This window comes from Clostridium pabulibutyricum, from assembly GCF_058242705.1.
In genome coordinates this window covers 23,601-40,499 of record NZ_JBZAYZ010000015.1, presented here as the reverse complement: position 1 = coordinate 40,499, position 16,899 = coordinate 23,601, and the positions used below count along the sequence as shown (strand labels likewise).

Annotated in this window: 15 protein-coding genes; 11 read left to right on the top strand and 4 right to left on the bottom strand. The window is 33.6% G+C overall.

Translation table 11 applies throughout. The features are described from left to right. Positions 1–46 precede the first annotated feature (46 nt). The 5 genes from clpP (at position 47) to AC4CVH_RS13785 (ending at position 5,753) form a co-directional block, all read left to right on the top strand. Positions 47–631 carry an ATP-dependent Clp endopeptidase proteolytic subunit ClpP gene (gene clpP, locus AC4CVH_RS13805; RefSeq protein WP_490788328.1) on the top strand — a complete coding sequence of 195 codons (585 nt, stop codon included), beginning with the start codon at positions 47–49 and terminating at the stop codon, positions 629–631. Between the two features lie 19 nt (positions 632–650). After that, positions 651–1,940 carry an ATP-dependent Clp protease ATP-binding subunit ClpX gene (clpX, locus tag AC4CVH_RS13800; protein WP_490788327.1) on the top strand — a complete coding sequence of 430 codons (1,290 nt, stop codon included), beginning with the start codon at positions 651–653 and terminating at the stop codon, positions 1,938–1,940. Between the two features lie 170 nt (positions 1,941–2,110). Further along, positions 2,111–4,429 (top strand): endopeptidase La, encoded by a 2,319-nt coding sequence (gene lon, locus AC4CVH_RS13795; RefSeq protein WP_490788326.1) that lies wholly within the window; start codon positions 2,111–2,113, stop codon positions 4,427–4,429. A gap of 39 nt (positions 4,430–4,468) precedes the next feature. After that, positions 4,469–5,065 (top strand): ribosome biogenesis GTP-binding protein YihA/YsxC, encoded by a 597-nt coding sequence (gene yihA / locus AC4CVH_RS13790; RefSeq protein WP_490788325.1) that lies wholly within the window; start codon positions 4,469–4,471, stop codon positions 5,063–5,065. Next, entirely contained in the window at positions 5,058–5,753 is a 696-nt protein-coding gene (locus AC4CVH_RS13785) for a CPBP family intramembrane glutamic endopeptidase (RefSeq protein WP_490788324.1), read from the top strand. The genes yihA and AC4CVH_RS13785 overlap by 8 nt, the downstream gene beginning before the upstream one ends. A gap of 44 nt (positions 5,754–5,797) precedes the next feature. Here AC4CVH_RS13785 and AC4CVH_RS13780 read toward each other — a convergent pair whose 3' ends face one another. Then, positions 5,798–6,154 (bottom strand): hypothetical protein, encoded by a 357-nt coding sequence (locus AC4CVH_RS13780; RefSeq protein WP_490788323.1) that lies wholly within the window; start codon positions 6,152–6,154, stop codon positions 5,798–5,800. A 211-nt stretch (positions 6,155–6,365) separates the two neighbouring features. Here AC4CVH_RS13780 and AC4CVH_RS13775 point away from each other — a divergent pair, with 211 nt between their 5' ends. Next, positions 6,366–7,328, top strand: a complete 963-nt coding sequence (locus tag AC4CVH_RS13775) for a helix-turn-helix transcriptional regulator (protein WP_490788322.1) — start codon at positions 6,366–6,368, stop codon at positions 7,326–7,328. Positions 7,329–7,476: 148 nt separating this feature from the next. Here AC4CVH_RS13775 and AC4CVH_RS13770 read toward each other — a convergent pair whose 3' ends face one another. Next, entirely contained in the window at positions 7,477–8,418 is a 942-nt protein-coding gene (locus AC4CVH_RS13770) for a VCBS repeat-containing protein (RefSeq protein ID WP_490788321.1), read from the bottom strand. A 97-nt stretch (positions 8,419–8,515) separates the two neighbouring features. On the opposite strand from AC4CVH_RS13770, the gene AC4CVH_RS13765 reads away from it, so the two are divergent. After that, positions 8,516–9,649, top strand: a complete 1,134-nt coding sequence (locus AC4CVH_RS13765; RefSeq protein WP_490788320.1) for an ABC transporter substrate-binding protein — start codon at positions 8,516–8,518, stop codon at positions 9,647–9,649. 31 nt (positions 9,650–9,680) lie between these two features. Here the strand turns inward: AC4CVH_RS13765 and perR are convergent, their stop codons facing one another. Beyond that, positions 9,681–10,097, bottom strand: coding sequence for a transcriptional regulator PerR (gene perR / locus AC4CVH_RS13760; protein WP_490788319.1), 417 nt, complete (start codon positions 10,095–10,097; stop codon positions 9,681–9,683). A gap of 266 nt (positions 10,098–10,363) precedes the next feature. On the opposite strand from perR, the gene cobC reads away from it, so the two are divergent. From cobC to AC4CVH_RS13745, 3 genes are all read left to right on the top strand, one after another. Next, complete coding sequence (gene cobC, locus AC4CVH_RS13755) at positions 10,364–10,975, top strand: alpha-ribazole phosphatase (protein ID WP_490788318.1); 612 nt, start codon at positions 10,364–10,366, stop codon at positions 10,973–10,975. 20 nt (positions 10,976–10,995) lie between these two features. Further along, a complete protein-coding gene (gene cobS / locus AC4CVH_RS13750; protein WP_490788317.1) occupies positions 10,996–11,754 on the top strand; it encodes an adenosylcobinamide-GDP ribazoletransferase in 759 nt (252 codons plus the stop codon). Between the two features lie 134 nt (positions 11,755–11,888). Further along, positions 11,889–12,095: a DUF1858 domain-containing protein gene (locus AC4CVH_RS13745; protein ID WP_490788316.1), complete on the top strand. Its 207-nt coding sequence runs from the start codon at positions 11,889–11,891 to the stop codon at positions 12,093–12,095. A 30-nt stretch (positions 12,096–12,125) separates the two neighbouring features. Here the strand turns inward: AC4CVH_RS13745 and AC4CVH_RS13740 are convergent, their stop codons facing one another. After that, positions 12,126–13,052, bottom strand: coding sequence for a cation diffusion facilitator family transporter (locus tag AC4CVH_RS13740; RefSeq protein ID WP_490788315.1), 927 nt, complete (start codon positions 13,050–13,052; stop codon positions 12,126–12,128). Positions 13,053–13,291: 239 nt separating this feature from the next. Between AC4CVH_RS13740 and nifJ the strand changes: the two genes are divergently transcribed. Continuing rightward, positions 13,292–16,852 carry a pyruvate:ferredoxin (flavodoxin) oxidoreductase gene (nifJ, locus tag AC4CVH_RS13735; RefSeq protein WP_490788314.1) on the top strand — a complete coding sequence of 1,187 codons (3,561 nt, stop codon included), beginning with the start codon at positions 13,292–13,294 and terminating at the stop codon, positions 16,850–16,852. Positions 16,853–16,899 lie beyond the last annotated feature (47 nt).

Below are 16,899 nucleotides of genomic sequence, written 5' to 3'. Positions count from 1 at the left end.
TGTATAATAACCGCTGAATTTGGTTATATAAAGGAGGAGAGATTTTATGAGTTTAGTACCAGTAGTTGTTGAACAAACCAATAGAGGAGAAAGATCTTATGACATTTATTCGAGACTTTTAAAAGACAGAATTGTAATGTTGGGAGAGGAAGTAAATGATACTTCAGCTAGCCTTATAGTAGCACAGTTATTGTTCCTGGAAGCAGAAGATCCTGATAAGGATATATCTTTGTACATAAATAGTCCAGGAGGTTCAATAACCTCTGGTATGGCTATTTATGATACAATGCAGTATATAAAACCTGATGTATCCACTATATGCATTGGTATGGCAGCCTCAATGGGATCGTTTTTGCTTGCAGCAGGTGCAAAGGGAAAGAGATATGCTCTTCCAAATTCTGAAGTAATGATACATCAGCCTCTTGGTGGATTCCAGGGTCAGGCAACTGATATAGGAATTCGTGCTAATTGGATACTTCAAATAAAAAAGAAATTAAATAGTATATATAGTGAAAGAACAGGTCAGCCGCTTGAGAAGATTGAACAGGATACAGATAGAGATAATTTTATGACAGCGGAAGAGGCTAAAAATTATGGATTAATAGATGAGGTTATTACGGAAAGAAAATAACCTTTAGTGAGGTGTAGATATGGCCAAAAATGATGATAGAAAGCAACTCAAGTGCTCATTTTGCGGAAAGACTCAGGATCAGGTAAGAAGGCTTATAGCAGGTCCTGGTGTTTATATTTGTGATGAATGTATAGAACTTTGTTCCGAGATAATAAGCGATGAATTTGAAGATGATGTTCAAGTTGATATAACGTCACTTCCAAAACCTGTAGAAATTAAGAATTATCTCGACCAATACGTAATTGGGCAGGATGGGGCAAAGAGGTCATTGTCCGTAGCTGTTTACAACCATTATAAGAGAATAAATGCCAACAGCAGCAGTGATGATGTTGAACTTCAGAAAAGTAATATACTTCTTCTAGGTCCCACAGGTTCAGGTAAGACTCTTCTGGCGCAAACACTTGCCAAGTTCTTGAATGTACCATTTGCAATTGCGGATGCAACAACACTTACCGAAGCTGGTTATGTTGGAGAGGATGTTGAAAACATACTTCTTAAGCTTATACAAAATGCAGATTATGACATAGAAAGAGCGGAACATGGTATAGTATATATAGATGAAATAGATAAAATAGCCAGAAAATCTGAAAATCCTTCAATTACAAGGGATGTATCAGGAGAGGGTGTACAGCAGGCACTTCTTAAAATACTGGAAGGAACTGTAGCTTCAGTTCCACCTCAGGGAGGAAGAAAGCACCCACATCAGGAATTTATACAGATAAATACTACTAATATATTATTTATTTGTGGTGGTGCCTTTGATGGAATAGACAATATAATAGAGCATAGAACAAGAATTAGTACACTTGGATTTGGTGCTGAAATACAATCTAAAAAGGAAAAGGACATCGGTAAACTTCTCGAGGAGATAATGCCGGGAGATCTTTTGAAATTTGGGCTTATACCTGAATTTATAGGAAGAATTCCTATTGTTGTAACTTTGGAGGCATTGGATAAAAATGCACTGAAAAGAATACTTGCTGAACCTAAAAATGCACTTGTAAAACAATACAAAAAGCTTTTTGAGCTTGATAATGTTGAACTTGAATTTAAAGATAGTGCAATCGAGGCTATTGCGGATGAGGCACTTAAGAGAAATACTGGTGCCAGAGGTCTCAGGGCTATTATAGAAGAAACTATGAGGGATATAATGTTTGATATTCCTTCAAACGAACAAATTGGCAAAGTTATAATAGACAAGGAAACTATAAAAAATAAAAAGCCTGAACTTATAACTGTGGAGAATGGCAAGAGAACTCCTATAAAAGTCAAGAAATCTAGGTCTAGAAAAGGACCTGAAACCGCATAGCAGGGTTTGTAAATCTTATTTGTAGTTTGGAGAGTACTGAATTTCAGTACTCTTTTTCAATTATTTAAGAAAGTGAATAATTGAAAAAACGATATTTTATAGTTATAATGTATTAGTCTGATGTATTAAAATTTTAAACAGAGTAAATAGGCAGAAGTGAGGAGAGAAATATGGATAAAAAGTTAAAATATATTCCTCTAATTCCACTGAGAGGTATAACCATATTTCCATATATGGTTTTACATTTTGATGTAGGCAGGGAAAAATCGAAACTTGCACTAGAAGATGCTATGGCATCTGGACAAAAAGTGTTTTTATCATCCCAGAAAGAGTATGGTATTGAAAATCCAAAACAAAAAGATATATATAAAGTAGGTACTGTTTGCAATATAAAACAGATACTCAAGTTACCTAACGGTATAGTAAGAGTACTTGTAGAAGGAAAGACAAGAGGAAAAATAAAGGAGTACATAGGTGAAGAGCCATTTTTTAAAGTATGTGTTGAAGAAGTTCAGGAGAAGGAAAAAAATAGCCCTGATTTTAATGCGCTTTTAAGGCTTGTAACCAAAAATTTTAATAAATATGTAAAGCTTTCGGAAATGGGTATGGCTGAGTCAATTATTGAAAAGGACGACATGGACAATCCAGGAAGGGTAGCTGATGTTATAAGTGAATATTTGGTTATCGATCAACAAAAGAAACAGCATCTTCTGGAGGACTTTGATGTAGAAGACCGTCTTAAAAACATACTTGATTTACTTGAAGGTGAAATTGATATACTTGAAACCGAGAAAAAAATAGATTTGAGAATTAAGAAGAATGTAGACAAATCTCAAAAAGAATATTACTTAAGAGAGCAGCTTAAAGCAATAAAAGAAGAACTTGGAGAAGATGATGAGACTTTAAAAGATATAAAATTTTACAAGTCAAAAATATCAAGGAAAAAGTTGCCGAAAGATGTTAAAGAAAAGGCTATTTCTGAGATTAAGAGACTTGAGTCTTCAGGCAGCTATTCTACTGAAAATGGAATGATAAAAAGCTATCTTGACTGGCTTCTTGTTATGCCGTGGAATGCTGGCACAAGGGACAATATGAATATAAAGAATGTACGGAACACTCTTGAAGAGGGGCATTATGGAATTAAGGATGTCAAGGAAAGGATAATAGAATACCTTGCTGTTAAAAAAATGAATAAGTCGCTTAAGGGACCTATTTTATGTCTTGTAGGGCCACCTGGAGTTGGTAAAACATCCATTGCAAGATCCATTGCAAATGCATTAAACAGAAATTTTGTCAGAATGTCACTTGGAGGGGTCAAGGATGAGGCTGATATAAGAGGACATAGAAGAACATATATAGGAGCCATTCCTGGAAGAATAATATATGGAATGAAAGATGCAAAATCAAATAATCCTGTATTTTTACTTGATGAAATTGACAAAATGGGTATTGATTTTAAAGGAAATCCGGCAGATGCACTTTTAGAGGTACTTGACAGTGAACAAAACAATACATTCAGGGATCATTATCTTGAAGTTGACTTTGATCTTTCAAAAGTACTCTTTATAACCACGGCAAATACTGTAGATACAATACCGCGTGCACTTATGGACAGGATGGAAGTAATACAGGTCTCAGGATATACAAGTGAAGAAAAGTTTAATATATGTAAAAAGCATATAATTCCAAAACAGCTTGAGAAAAATGGAGTCAAGGATGGAATGATAAAGTTTTCCGATTCATCTATACAGATGATAATAGATAATTACACAAGGGAATCTGGAGTAAGAAGTATGGAAAGGAAAGTAGCTTCGTCCATAAGAAAAGCAATCACTGAAATTATGGAAAAAAATAAAAAGGAAATTTCTATAAATACAACAAAACTCAAAAGTTATCTTGGAACAGATGTATTTACATATGATAAGGCAGATAAACAGGATAGGGTTGGAGTTGTAATGGGAATGGCATGGACTGCTTATGGAGGGGATACACTTCCTGTAGAGGCGGTGGTAATGCCTGGAAAAGGAAGACTTGAGCTTACAGGTCAGCTTGGCGATGTTATGAAGGAATCTGCAAAAGCTGGGTATAGTTATATAAGAGCAAATTATAAAAAGTATAGTGGCATAAAAGATGATTTTTATAAAAATTGTGATGTTCATATTCATGTGCCTGAAGGAGCAATACCAAAAGATGGACCTTCGGCGGGTGTTACAATGGCTACTGCTGTAATTTCAGCGCTTACTTGTAAAAAAGTAAAGCACAATGTTGCAATGACAGGTGAAATAACCTTAACGGGAAGGGTACTGCCGATTGGCGGATTGAAAGAAAAGAGTCTTGCAGCATATAGAGCTGGTATAGATACAATAATAATTCCGAAAGATAATAAAAAAGATCTTGTAAAAATACCAAAGAGTGTGAAAAACAAATTGAATTATATAACGGCAGAAGATCTCGATACGGTACTTCATAATGCTTTGTGCAGTGATTAAATTGTGCAATTTAGTATAAATTCAGGAGGTGAAATTATTTTGGAAGTAAAACAGGCAAGATTTATTATATCTGCAGTATCAAGAAAGCAGTATCCTAATGATGGGCTTCTGGAAATTGCTTTTGTAGGACGTTCAAATGTAGGAAAGTCATCTCTGATAAACACACTTGTAAATCAGAGAAAACTTGCAAAAACAAGTTCTTCACCTGGCAAGACTAGACTTATAAATTTTTTCATGATAAATAATTCATTTTACTTTGTTGATTTGCCGGGATACGGATATGCTAAAGTTTCCAAGAGCGAAAAAGACAGCTGGAAGAAAATTATAGAATCATATCTCGTTGGCAGAAAAAATTTAGGTGCTATATTGATGCTTGTTGATTCACGTCATAAGCCAACTGCGGATGATGTAATGATGTATGACTGGATAAAATACTACAAATACAAGGTAATTTTAGTAGCAACGAAAGTAGATAAAATTTCAAAAAGTCAGTTGAACAGAAACATAAAGATTATAAAGGAAACGCTTGATGTGGATAAAGAAGACGAATTTTTGACTTTTTCATCTCTTAATAAGAACGGACGAGAGGAACTCCTGAATCAAATTGGAAATATAGCTGGTGATGTAAATGCCTAAGTTGGAGCTTTTTAAAAATATACTAGTTTTTTGTCTAGTATATTTTCCACCTATGCTTGTGTTTCAGAAATATTGGATATCTAAAGGCAAGAATAAAATAATAATAGTGGCTATAACGGTTGCTTATTTGATTTTTACCGTGTATATCCAAAATTTTGTACCATTTATATTTGTAATTATTGATATAATTTTGATGAGATTTACGGATGAATTTGAAGTTTTTGAAGTGCACAAGTTTAAAATTCTTAAGGCACTGAAAGCAGTTGTATTTTCATATCTTGTTATCATACTTATCGTAATTGCTCAAACCTTTGCTTTTAACATTTTTAACTTAACCATGAAGCAGCAGGATGTAGTAAAAGATATGGTAAGTATGTCCTATAGGGGATTCATTTTGATGATACCTGTGGCAGTTGTATTTGCACCTGTACTTGAAGAGTTTGTTTTTAGGTGGTTTTTCTTTAAAAAGATATTTTCAAAGAAATTTGGAGTATATGCAGCCGCTATTATAAGCAGTTTTATGTTTTCGCTTTTACATTTTAGCTTTACTGCCTTCTTTATAATATTCTGGATTGGAATGTATAATTGCTATCTTGTATATAAAAAAGGTTACTGGTATGCTGTATTCAATCATGCAGTGTTTAACTTCATTGCAGTGATGGGAATGTTGTATCAAAGATTTATCTAACAAATAATTAGGGCACTTCCTTTTTAGGCTGGTGCCCTAATTTATTATTTATTTAAGTTTGATTTCATAAATTCATTCAATAATTTTGCAGCATCTGGAGAATTTTGAAGTTCTCTGATTTTTTGAAGCACATCATTTTGAAGTTGACTTCTATTTTCGAGGTTTGCGAGTCTGTTTTCCAAGTTTGAAAGTTGAGAATTTATATTCGATTTATTGAAATTATTTCCGCCTGTGTCACCCATATTCATGTTGTTTAGCAGAGAACCTATATTGTCATTTGACATCATACCCCCGGATCCACCTAGTGATGTCATTATAGATAACAATTGAGGCAGGTCTATATTTCCCAGGAGATCACCTATATTAAATCCATTGTTGTTTCTACGGTGGTGCTTTGACATAAATCATCCCTCCTTAAGATGTTTATTTCTTATCAATATATGTGTGGTTTTAGATACTATATAGTATTCATAAAAGTTGCATTTGGTACATATATGGATTATATTGTTATTTGTATAAAAAATTTAATTTTATACAAATATACACTAAAAAAACAATTTAAAACAACGATAAAAGTAAAGATTAGTATAATTTATATGGAGGTAAAATAGTATGTCAAAAATTTCTCATATGTTACAGGTAATAATAGCACTTCAATATAATCAACTGGTAACAGCTTCCAAGCTTTCGAAAGTCTTAGATGTCGATAAAAAGACAATATATAGATACATAGACAGCTTGAATAAAGCTAATATACCTGTTCATACAAAGAAAGGAAGATATGGTGGTTTCTATATAGACGAGAATTTTTATATGAAACCATTTAAACTGAATAGACAGGAATTGGAGTCACTTCTGATGGCTTCGACTATTCTCACAAGGAAAAATGGATTCAATTATGAAATGCAGCTCAAAGATGCAGTATGTAAGATAAAGAAAATAAGTGTAGAGAATTGTGATGATTTCAAAGATATAGATTGTACAGGCAATTTTTATATGGACGATATAGGAAATACACAGAAAATGGAATATAAAGTACATAGAGTAAATGAATCAATGAGCCGTGGCAGAAGCATAAAAATACAATGTTTCTCGATTAACAAGGATAGAATGGTATCTAAAAATGTTGATCCTTATGATATTATATATAAAGAAGGCTCATGGTATTTGATTGCTTATTGTCATGCAAATGATGAAATCAGAAGTTTTGAGATGTCAAGAATAAGAAAAATTGATATTACAGAAGATACTTACATGATACCGCATACTTTTTCACTTGAAAAATATCTTGATCAGAATCATAAAATTTTTTATGGTGACAGGATAAAAATCGTTGTTAGATTTACTGGAAAATCTGTAGAATTTATTGAAAATGGAAAATGGCATTTTACTCAAGAGACTGAAAAGGATTCTCAGGGAAATTTAATGTTTACTGTATATTTAAATGATACTGATGATATAAAATGCTGGCTGCTTGGTTTTGGAAGTGATGCGGAAGTGATAGAACCTTTGGAGCTTAGAAACAAATTTAAGTGTGAGATAGACAGGATGGCGGAAAAATATAAAACTTTTTAATTATATTTGAATAAATTTTCTATAAATGGAGAGTATAATAATTGTAAATGGAGATATATTCTCCTATACATCAGATGGTTTTGCTGTCTGATGTAATTAACCCCCCATCCCCCTTGGGACCGTAAAAGCGGTCCCTTTTATGGTTAATTTAATACATTGATATTATTTTAAACTTGCTTGAATTGTTTTTGGAATTGTCAGGTGCAAGAATCAGGTTTAAAGTATAGTTTTTTGCAGAGGTATTGTCTGAGTTTGGAATTCCTTTAAAATTCAATGTCCAGGATAATTCTGATATATTTCCATGGTTGTCACACTTTTTTTCCATGAAGAATGCATCCTGGAATACATAAGTATTGTTTAAGTTCGCAAGTTTGTCTATCAGATACATGTCATCGTTTGATATATTCGGTGAAAACACATTCGGTGGAATGTAGGAATGACTTCCGGGAAGACTTTCAATAAAATTTACAAATGAGCATATGGTGTCGTTTCCTGCAAAAGTTTCTGTATTGTCAAGATTGTAATTTTCGAACCTGTAATTTGTAAATATGTAGTTTGTAAGGAGCATGGAACCGTCATGAAGTCTTCCTGTAATAATTTTTGGAGTCCTGTTGTTTGTGCAGTCTACAAATCCGAGTATGTTGTTTGAACTGGAAAATATATTTTTAAATTTATGACCGTCGAAAACAAAAAATCTTTGAAGAGAATTTTTTCCCCAAGATCCTTGAAGGAATATCTCGGGGACTTTATTTCGAGATACATCCAGTATGGTTATCCTGAGGGGCCAGTAGGGATAGTAATTACTCAACGTGTTTTGCTTTTCGTCAGTTGACAGGGTATATGTTTTTTCTTTTATTTTTGCTTTTATAAAATATATATTTCCGGAATGTTTTATATATAGTTTATCATCAAGTCCGTCTCCATTGAGGTCTGATTTTAGAGTCTTGTCTTCAAGTACGTTTGCAAAAGTAGGGGAACTTATGTAGAAAAAATTTCTATATATTAAAAAAGATAATATGAGTATTATGAGTATTACAGGAATTATATAAAATAAATTTTTTTTCTTTATAAAAATTACTCTGAATTTCACATTTCCACCTCCAATTATTTATATCAATTCATTATATATTTAATTAATATGCACAAAATAAATTAATATGATTTTTGCTGCAAGGGAGGAGCTGGATATGAAAATTAACAAAGGTATAATAGCAGTTCTTATGATTTTATTTGTTTCTTTGAATCTTGCCGGGTGTACAAAATATGTTCAAAATAAAGGAGAAGAGCATATAAGCATATATATAGGAGTTAAGGATCAATGGTCCCTGAATCTGATAAAAGTTATTATTGATTCTTATAAAAAAAGTAATCCTGATGTAAAAGTTACTGTGAACAGTGTTCAAAGTGACGCTTCAGGTGAGAATGATATACTGTTAATACCAAAAACAGATATGATGAGTCTTGTCCATAAGGGAGTTTTAGCTGATATGGATAATTTTTATAAACAAAACAATGTCGCATCGAGATATTATTCTGTATTCAAGTCTTATGGTAGATTTAACGATAAATATTACGGGATACCGGTTTTACCGTATAGTTTTGAGTTTTTATACAATAAGGGTGTTTTTTACAAACTGAAAATAAAACTGCCTTCTGATACTAAAGAATTCAATGAAATGATGAGAAAGTTCAATTCAATGTCACAGAAGATACCTGTGGTTTTAAATGAAGATATGGATATAAACAATATGATATTTTTAATTAATGAAAATAGAGCTTCAAATGACATGCAGAGTGTGTTTAAAAATATAAATGACATGGTCAAATCAGGAATTATAACGAAGAATACATTTTCAATTGGAAATGATACAATAATAGATAAATTGAACAGAGGAGGAGTTCCAATGGCGGTTATACCATCCTGCCGTATTGGAGATTTAAATGATTATGATGTAGGGTCCATAGACCAAAAAATACTTGGTATTCCAATTGTATCCGATGTAGTTTTGTGTACACCTGTAACTTCGAATAACAGTCAGGAAGTAGAGGAGTTTATGAAGTTTATATTGGGAGATGAAATTCAGGCAGAACTCTTAAAAAAAGGATATGTTACAGCAAACAGACGTGTAAATTCCGGAAGCAAGGGCATAAAGAAACAAATTGCATCTTATATGGATGAAAAAACAGAAAACAACATATCAGTTGAAAACAACTTTTCACAATCTGTTAAAAGCAATATATCGGTTAAAATTGATGAGATATTTTCGGGAAAGTATACGGGAAATGAATGGAAGGAAATATTGGAAACCGAGCAGCGGTAGGCTGCTCGGCAATGTTTAACCAATTTTATTTTTAATGTCTTTTTTGACAGTCGGGGCATATTCCATAGAAATAAACCTGGTTGCTTATAATTTTGTAATCTACTTTATCCTTGATTTTGTCGTTTAAATCAGAAAAACAGATTCCATTTACATCATCCACACGTCTGCAGTAAATGCATTGAACGTGGGGATGAGGCGAGATTTTACCATCATACCTAAAGTTGCCTTCACCTACGTTTATTTCTTGAATCAAATTTACATCCACTAATGTTTTAAGAGCCTTGTAGACAGTAGCCAGACTCATTGTAGGGTAATCATGAAGGAGAGACTTGTATATTGTCTCGGCGGAAGGATGATCTGTAGTAGATTTTAGGTATTTGTATACGGCTATTCGCTGGGGAGTTAATTTCAGTCTTTTTTCTTTGAAAATACTGGTTAAATTCTCCATATACACCATCCTTGTTATAAATGATAATTTAATTTACAGATACTAAATTATTCTGTAATTAATTATATTATATAATAAAAATTATCTGTTGTCAAAATAAATTTTATTTGCAGTTATTTTGCTTTTTTTATTAGTATGACTTGATTTTTATTTGCAGTATGTTAAAATAATTATGTTAATAAATTAACAAATATATTCGTTTCTCATTCATTTTAAGGGCAGAAAGCTGCTCTTATTTTTTTAATCTATATACGGAGGATGTTTTTGTGAACATATATACAGTTCGCCACGGGGAAACAGAGTCAAATAAAAAGGGACTTTATTATGGAAGTACTGATGTAAAACTCAATAAGAAAGGAATTTATCAGGCTGAAAAACTGAAGCATGTGCTAAAAAATATAAAATTTGATGTCATGTATTCCAGTGAAAAATCGAGGGCTGTTGAAACTGCAGGCATAATTAAGGAAGGGTCTTTAAAGGATTTTTCGGTGGATGCAAGGATAAATGAAATGAATTTTGGAGATTTTGAAAATAAAGATTACAATGATATAAAAAAGCTTTACCCAAAGTTGTGGAAAAAGTGGTGTAGAGATTGGAAAAATACGGTTCCTCCAGGCGGGGAGTCGTATATTCATTTTTATTCACGAGTAAAAAGTTTTATGGAGGATTTGCTTCGCAATGATAAGGCTGAGAATGTACTTGTAGTGACTCATTCGGGAGTTATAAGGTGTATTTATTGTCTGGTCATGGACGATAATCCTGATATGTTTTGGAAATTTGCGTCCCATAATGGTGATTTTTCAATTATAAAATATGAATATAACAATTTGTATATTGATAGTATAATATGTTTAGATAAATTGAATAATATTATATAATACATTTGGAGGCCGTAAGAGTGAGAAAAATGTTAAACAACTTTCTGCTTATGATTCAATTTCTTACTAGAATTAGAGTAAATAGAAATTTAGAGTGCAAAGAAGAAAACTTTAGATGGGGTTCTATATTTATGCCTGTAATAGGACTTGTAATAGGTGGAATACAGTGGATTTTATACAAGGCTATGATAAGTATACTCCCTGTAAATGTATCTGTTGTATTTGTAATTTTGGCAGGAATAATGCTGACTGGTGCAATGCACATGGATGGGCTTGGAGATACCTGCGATGGCTTTTTTTCATTTAAGGGAAGCGATAAAATAATAGAAATAATGAAAGACAGCAGGATAGGTACATATTCCTGCATAGCAATAGTTATAGATTTGCTTTTAAGGTATACACTGCTTTGTTATGTTCTTCAGGGATTTTCACCTGCACTTGTAGTTTCACCGGTAATATCCAGATTATCTACGTTATTTCTGGTTGCCTTTGGCAAAACAGCAAAAAGTACAGGTACAGGCAATTTTTTCATAGATAGTGTTTGTCCAAGACAGTTTTTTATAGGAATTTTGATTGTTCTGGCGGTTGTTTTGCTAATTGTTGGTATGAATCCCTTATATGCAATTATTTTGATTTTAGCGGCAATTTTAATGTCGGAACTTCTTAATCTTTATGCTGTTAAAAAGATAGGAGGACTTACAGGAGATCTACTGGGTGCAAACAATGAAATTATAGAAATATTAATGATGATTTTAATGTGTATATTTATTAAGATGTAAAAATAATTTATTTTTACTTGATATGAATTGGATTTAGTATTATGATAATATGTATCAATAAGGTGTAGTTTTTAAAAAGTTAAAAATTATGATATATTATTGATACATATTAAATAGAAATGAGGTTATATATTATGGCTAACAAGGTCACTAAGGATATGACTATTAGAGAAGTACTTCAGATTAATCCAGACTATGGAGAAACTCTTATGAGTTTTGGAATGGGATGCATCGGATGCCCGGCATCTCTTGCTGAAACAATAGAAGAAGCTGCTATGGTTCATGGTATAGATGTAAATGGATTGATTGAAGCATTAAACAAGGAAACTGCACAAGAATAGGAAATTGAAATGGATAGACAAGAGAATTGTCTATCCATTTTTTTTATTATAATCTTCGATGCAGTTTGAATTTGACTTGAAGTTACAATTTTTACAATCATTGTCGCAGGATTCAATATGGATCATAGTTTCGGTATTTGCAAGAGACGCAGATAATGTGTCTTCTATTTTTGTACATATGTCATGTGCTTTTTTTACGTGCATATCATTTGGAAATACGAGGTGGAGATCTATATATCTAACATTACCGGATTTTCTTGTTCTCAGCCTGTGAAATTCACAGAAAGCCTTGCTGTATTCAGACAGTACGTTTTTGATTTTTTGTATGTCGGAATCAGACAACCTCACATCTACGAGAGGATTAAAAGCTGATTTTATTAGAGAGAAGGCTTCTTTCAATATGAATATAGACACAAGGATTGCAATAAGAGGGTCAAGGCTTTCAAGACCTGTAATCCATATTAAGAAAAGACCAACTCCAACCCCAAGTGAAGTATAGACGTCAGTTCTTAGATGCAGTGCATCGGCTTTTAGTGCCATTGAGTCTTCTCTGCGGGCAATATTGTATAGTATCTTTGATATTGAAAAATTCACTACAGATGATACGAGCATTACTATGAATCCAGCTGCGGATGGAATTCCATTTCCCGGCGACAGCAATTTTTCTATGGATTTGAATATTATAAATATGGAAGCTATAAGAATTAATACACCTTCTATTACCCCGGATACATCCTCGAATTTGCCATGACCGTAAGGATGCTCCATATCTGCTGGTTTTGATGATATTTTTATAGAAAAAAATGATATTAAAGAAGCAGTCAAATCTATTGTGGAATGAATTGCTTCTGATATGATGCTTACCGAACCGGTAGCAATTCCTACAATTATTTTCATAATTATCAAGCTGCTGTTTGATACTATGGACAAACCTGCAGCTTTTGTTTTTGAATTCATGATAACATCCCCTATAAAAAGTTATTATATTTTATCATTTGATAAAATATAATAACTAATATGATAGTGCAATAATTAGTATATGTCAATAGTCTTTAAATGTGATATATTATATCAATTGATAATGAAATTTAATATTTATATAAGTATTCCAATATACCATGTATGAGAATATTTATATTTCAAATAATAAATGTAAATAAGTATTTTAATACTTGTACAATAAAGGAGTGATTTAAATGACAGGCAAAATGAAAACAATGGATGGCAATAAAGCTGCAGCTTATGCATCCTATGCATTTACTGAAGTTGCAGCTATATATCCCATTACTCCCTCTACTCCAATGGCAGAGTCAGTTGACGAATGGGCATCGAAGGGAAAGAAAAATATATTCGGGGATACTGTGAAAATAACGGAAATGCAGTCAGAAGCAGGTGCGGCAGGGGCAGTTCACGGGTCTCTTGCGGCAGGAGCGCTTACAACTACATACACAGCTTCACAGGGACTTCTTCTTATGATTCCAAATATGTATAAGATAGCTGGAGAAAATTTGCCGGCAGTATTTCATGTAAGTGCCCGTGCCCTTGCAACTCATGCACTTTCCATATTTGGAGACCATCAGGATGTAATGGCATGCAGACAGACCGGTTTTGCGCTTCTTGCATCGTCAAATGTCCAGGAGGCTATGGATATGGGATTTGTCTCGCATCTCAGTGCAATAAAATCCAGAGTACCGTTTTTGCATTTCTTTGATGGATTCAGAACCTCTCACGAGTATCAGAAGATAAGTGTAATAGACTACAAGGATGTGGAAAAACTTCTTGACTGTAAGTCACTCTTGGAATTTAGAAAGAGAGCTCTTAGTCCGGAACATCCTACTCTTCGTGGAACGGCACAAAACCCGGATATATATTTTCAGGGAAGGGAAGTTTCCAATGTATTTTATGACAGGGTGCCGGAGATAGTTGAATACTATATGAAGGGAATAAACGATATAACAGGTAGAAATTATAAACCATTTGAGTATCGTGGGGCTCGGGATGCCGAGAATATAGTAATTGCAATGGGTTCCGTCTGCGATACGATAGATGAAACAGTGGATTACTTGATGAAGAAGGGAGAAAAGGTAGGCTGCGTTAAAGTACATCTGTACAGACCATTTTCAAGCAAATATCTTTTGGATGTAATTCCGCATACTGTAAGAAAGATATCCGTTTTGGACAGGACAAAAGAACCTGGTTCAATTGGTGAGCCGCTTTATTTGGATGTATGCAAAGTATTTTATGAAGCCAAAAGCAGACCTGAAATATTTGGAGGAAGATATGGTTTGGGTTCAAAGGAAACTACACCGGCAAATATAATTTCAGTATTTGAAAACATGAGTTCGAACAATCCAAAGAGACGTTTTACAATAGGTATAAATGACGATGTCACAAATATGTCTCTTAAAGAGGGAGAGCAGATTGAAACTACACCTCCAGGAACAATAAGCTGTAAATTCTGGGGACTTGGTTCTGACGGAACAGTAGGTGCAAACAAATCTGCAGTAAAAATAATAGGTGACAATACTGAGTTATATGCACAGGCTTATTTTTCATATGACAGTAAAAAATCTGGAGGGACTACGGTATCGCATTTGAGATTTGGGAAAAGTCCAATAAAATCTCCTTATCTGGTACATAATGCCGATTATGTTGCATGCCATAACAGATCTTTTATTTATAATTACGATATATTAAAGGGTCTTAAAAAAGGAGGAACCTTCGTTTTAAACTGCAGATGGCAGGAAGACGAACTGGATGAGAATCTTCCAGACGGAATGAAAAAGTATATTGCAGAAAATGATATAAACTTCTATACAATAGATGCAGTGAATATAGCATCAAAGATAGGTCTTGGAGGAAGGATAAACATGATAATGCAGGCTGCATTTTTCAAGCTTGCAAATATAATACCTGTAGAGCAGGCAATTGAATATCTTAAGGATTCCATAGAAACCAACTATGGAAGAAAAGGAGAGAAGATAGTCAATATGAATAAAAGTGCTGTGGATATGGGGATAAGTGAAGTAAAAAAGATAAATGTACCACAGGACTGGAAAAATATAAGCATGGTATCGGGAGAAACAGAACAGGATACAAAAGATGAGCCGGAGTTTATACGAAAAATTGTAAGACCTATGGCTAAAAATGAAGGTGATAGTCTTCCAGTAAGTGCATTTATAAATATGGAGGATGGAACTTTTCCGCTTGGAGTTACAGCTTATGAGAAAAGAGGAATAGCTGTAATGCTCCCACAGTGGCAAATAGACAAATGTATACAGTGTAACCAATGCTCATATGTTTGTCCACATGCTACGATAAGACCGTTTTTGGTAAATAAGGATGAGATGGAAAAGGCACCAGAGGGCTTTAGAAGTAAAAAAGCTATTGGAAAAGGAATGGAAAATTTAAATTTCAGGATTCAAATATCACCAATGGATTGTACTGGATGTGGAAATTGTGCAGATATATGTCCGGCGCCGCAAAAGGCTCTTGTAATGAAACCTTTTGAAGAAGAAGTAGACTGCCAGTCTAAGAATTGGAATTATGCAATGAGTTTGTCTAATAAGAAAAATGCAATGAACAGAAATACTTTGAAAGGAAGTCAGTTTGAGACACCTCTTCTGGAATTCAATGGTGCATGTCCAGGATGCGGTGAGACTCCTTATATAAAACTTCTTACACAGCTGTTTGGTGAGAGAATGATGATTGCAAATGCAACAGGATGCTCGTCTATATGGGGAGGAAGTGCGCCGTCAATTGCCTATGCAAAGAACAGCGAGGGAAAAGGTCCTTCCTGGGGAAATTCATTGTTCGAGGATAATGCGGAATATGGATATGGAATGTTTCTTGCAGTAAGAGCTATGAGAGAGAGAATAAGAAAACTTATGCTCGGCTATATTGAAAATTCCAAGGAGAACAGTAGTGAAAGCAATATTATAAAATCCTTTAACGAGTGGTTGAATACAATGGAAGATGGAAGCTTGTCGCAAATATCTTCAAAGAAAGTTGTAGATTCAATTATGGAGTCAAAAAATTATATGGAAAATCCTATACTTGAAGAAATAATTTCAAAGAAAGATTTCCTTGTAAAAAAATCTCAGTGGATACTTGGAGGAGATGGCTGGGCATATGATATTGGATTTGGAGGAGTTGACCACGTACTTGCATCTGGAAGCGATGTAAATTTGTTTGTTATGGATACAGAGGTGTATTCCAATACAGGAGGGCAGTCATCCAAGTCAACTCAAGCTTCGGCAGTTGCCAAATTTGCGGCTTTGGGAAAAAGAGTAAAGAAAAAGGATCTCGGACTTATGGCAATGAGCTATGGATATGTTTATGTTGCACAGATTGCACTTGGTGCCAATATGAATCATGCTATAAAAGCTATAACAGAGGCCGAAAACTACAGAGGGCCATCTCTTATAATTGCGTATGCACCATGTATAAGTCATGGTATAAAGACAGGAATGGGAACAAGTGTGGCACAGGAAAAAAAGGCAGTGGAATCAGGATACTGGCATCTCTACAGATTTGATCCTATTCTTAAGGGTGAAGGAAAAAATCCATTTATTCTAGATTCAAGACAGCCTAAAACTTCATTTAAGGATTATATAAAAGGTGAAATAAGATATGCTTCACTTGAAAAAGTATTACCGAAAAGAGCAGAAGAACTTTATAACATGGCAGAAAAAGATGCAGAAGACAGATACAGAATTTACAAGATGCTGTCTGAAATAGACTACAGTAAAAGATAATAAAATAACCTGCAGGGTGAGTTTTGAACCTGCAGGTTATTTTTAAT

Excerpts from the sequence above, each read along its gene's own strand:
- AC4CVH_RS13745 (WP_490788316.1), top strand. The coding sequence starts at position 11,889 with ATGGCTAACAAGGTCACTAAGGATATGACTATTAGAGAAGTACTTCAG.
- lon (WP_490788326.1), top strand. The coding sequence starts at position 2,111 with ATGGATAAAAAGTTAAAATATATTCCTCTAATTCCACTGAGAGGTATA.
- AC4CVH_RS13765 (WP_490788320.1), top strand. The coding sequence starts at position 8,516 with ATGAAAATTAACAAAGGTATAATAGCAGTTCTTATGATTTTATTTGTT.
- clpX (WP_490788327.1), top strand. The coding sequence starts at position 651 with ATGGCCAAAAATGATGATAGAAAGCAACTCAAGTGCTCATTTTGCGGA.
- perR (WP_490788319.1), bottom strand. The coding sequence starts at position 10,097 with ATGGAGAATTTAACCAGTATTTTCAAAGAAAAAAGACTGAAATTAACT.
- AC4CVH_RS13775 (WP_490788322.1), top strand. The coding sequence starts at position 6,366 with ATGTCAAAAATTTCTCATATGTTACAGGTAATAATAGCACTTCAATAT.
- clpP (WP_490788328.1), top strand. The coding sequence starts at position 47 with ATGAGTTTAGTACCAGTAGTTGTTGAACAAACCAATAGAGGAGAAAGA.
- AC4CVH_RS13780 (WP_490788323.1), bottom strand. The coding sequence starts at position 6,154 with ATGTCAAAGCACCACCGTAGAAACAACAATGGATTTAATATAGGTGAT.
- AC4CVH_RS13740 (WP_490788315.1), bottom strand. The coding sequence starts at position 13,052 with ATGAATTCAAAAACAAAAGCTGCAGGTTTGTCCATAGTATCAAACAGC.
- AC4CVH_RS13785 (WP_490788324.1), top strand. The coding sequence starts at position 5,058 with ATGCCTAAGTTGGAGCTTTTTAAAAATATACTAGTTTTTTGTCTAGTA.
- nifJ (WP_490788314.1), top strand. The coding sequence starts at position 13,292 with ATGACAGGCAAAATGAAAACAATGGATGGCAATAAAGCTGCAGCTTAT.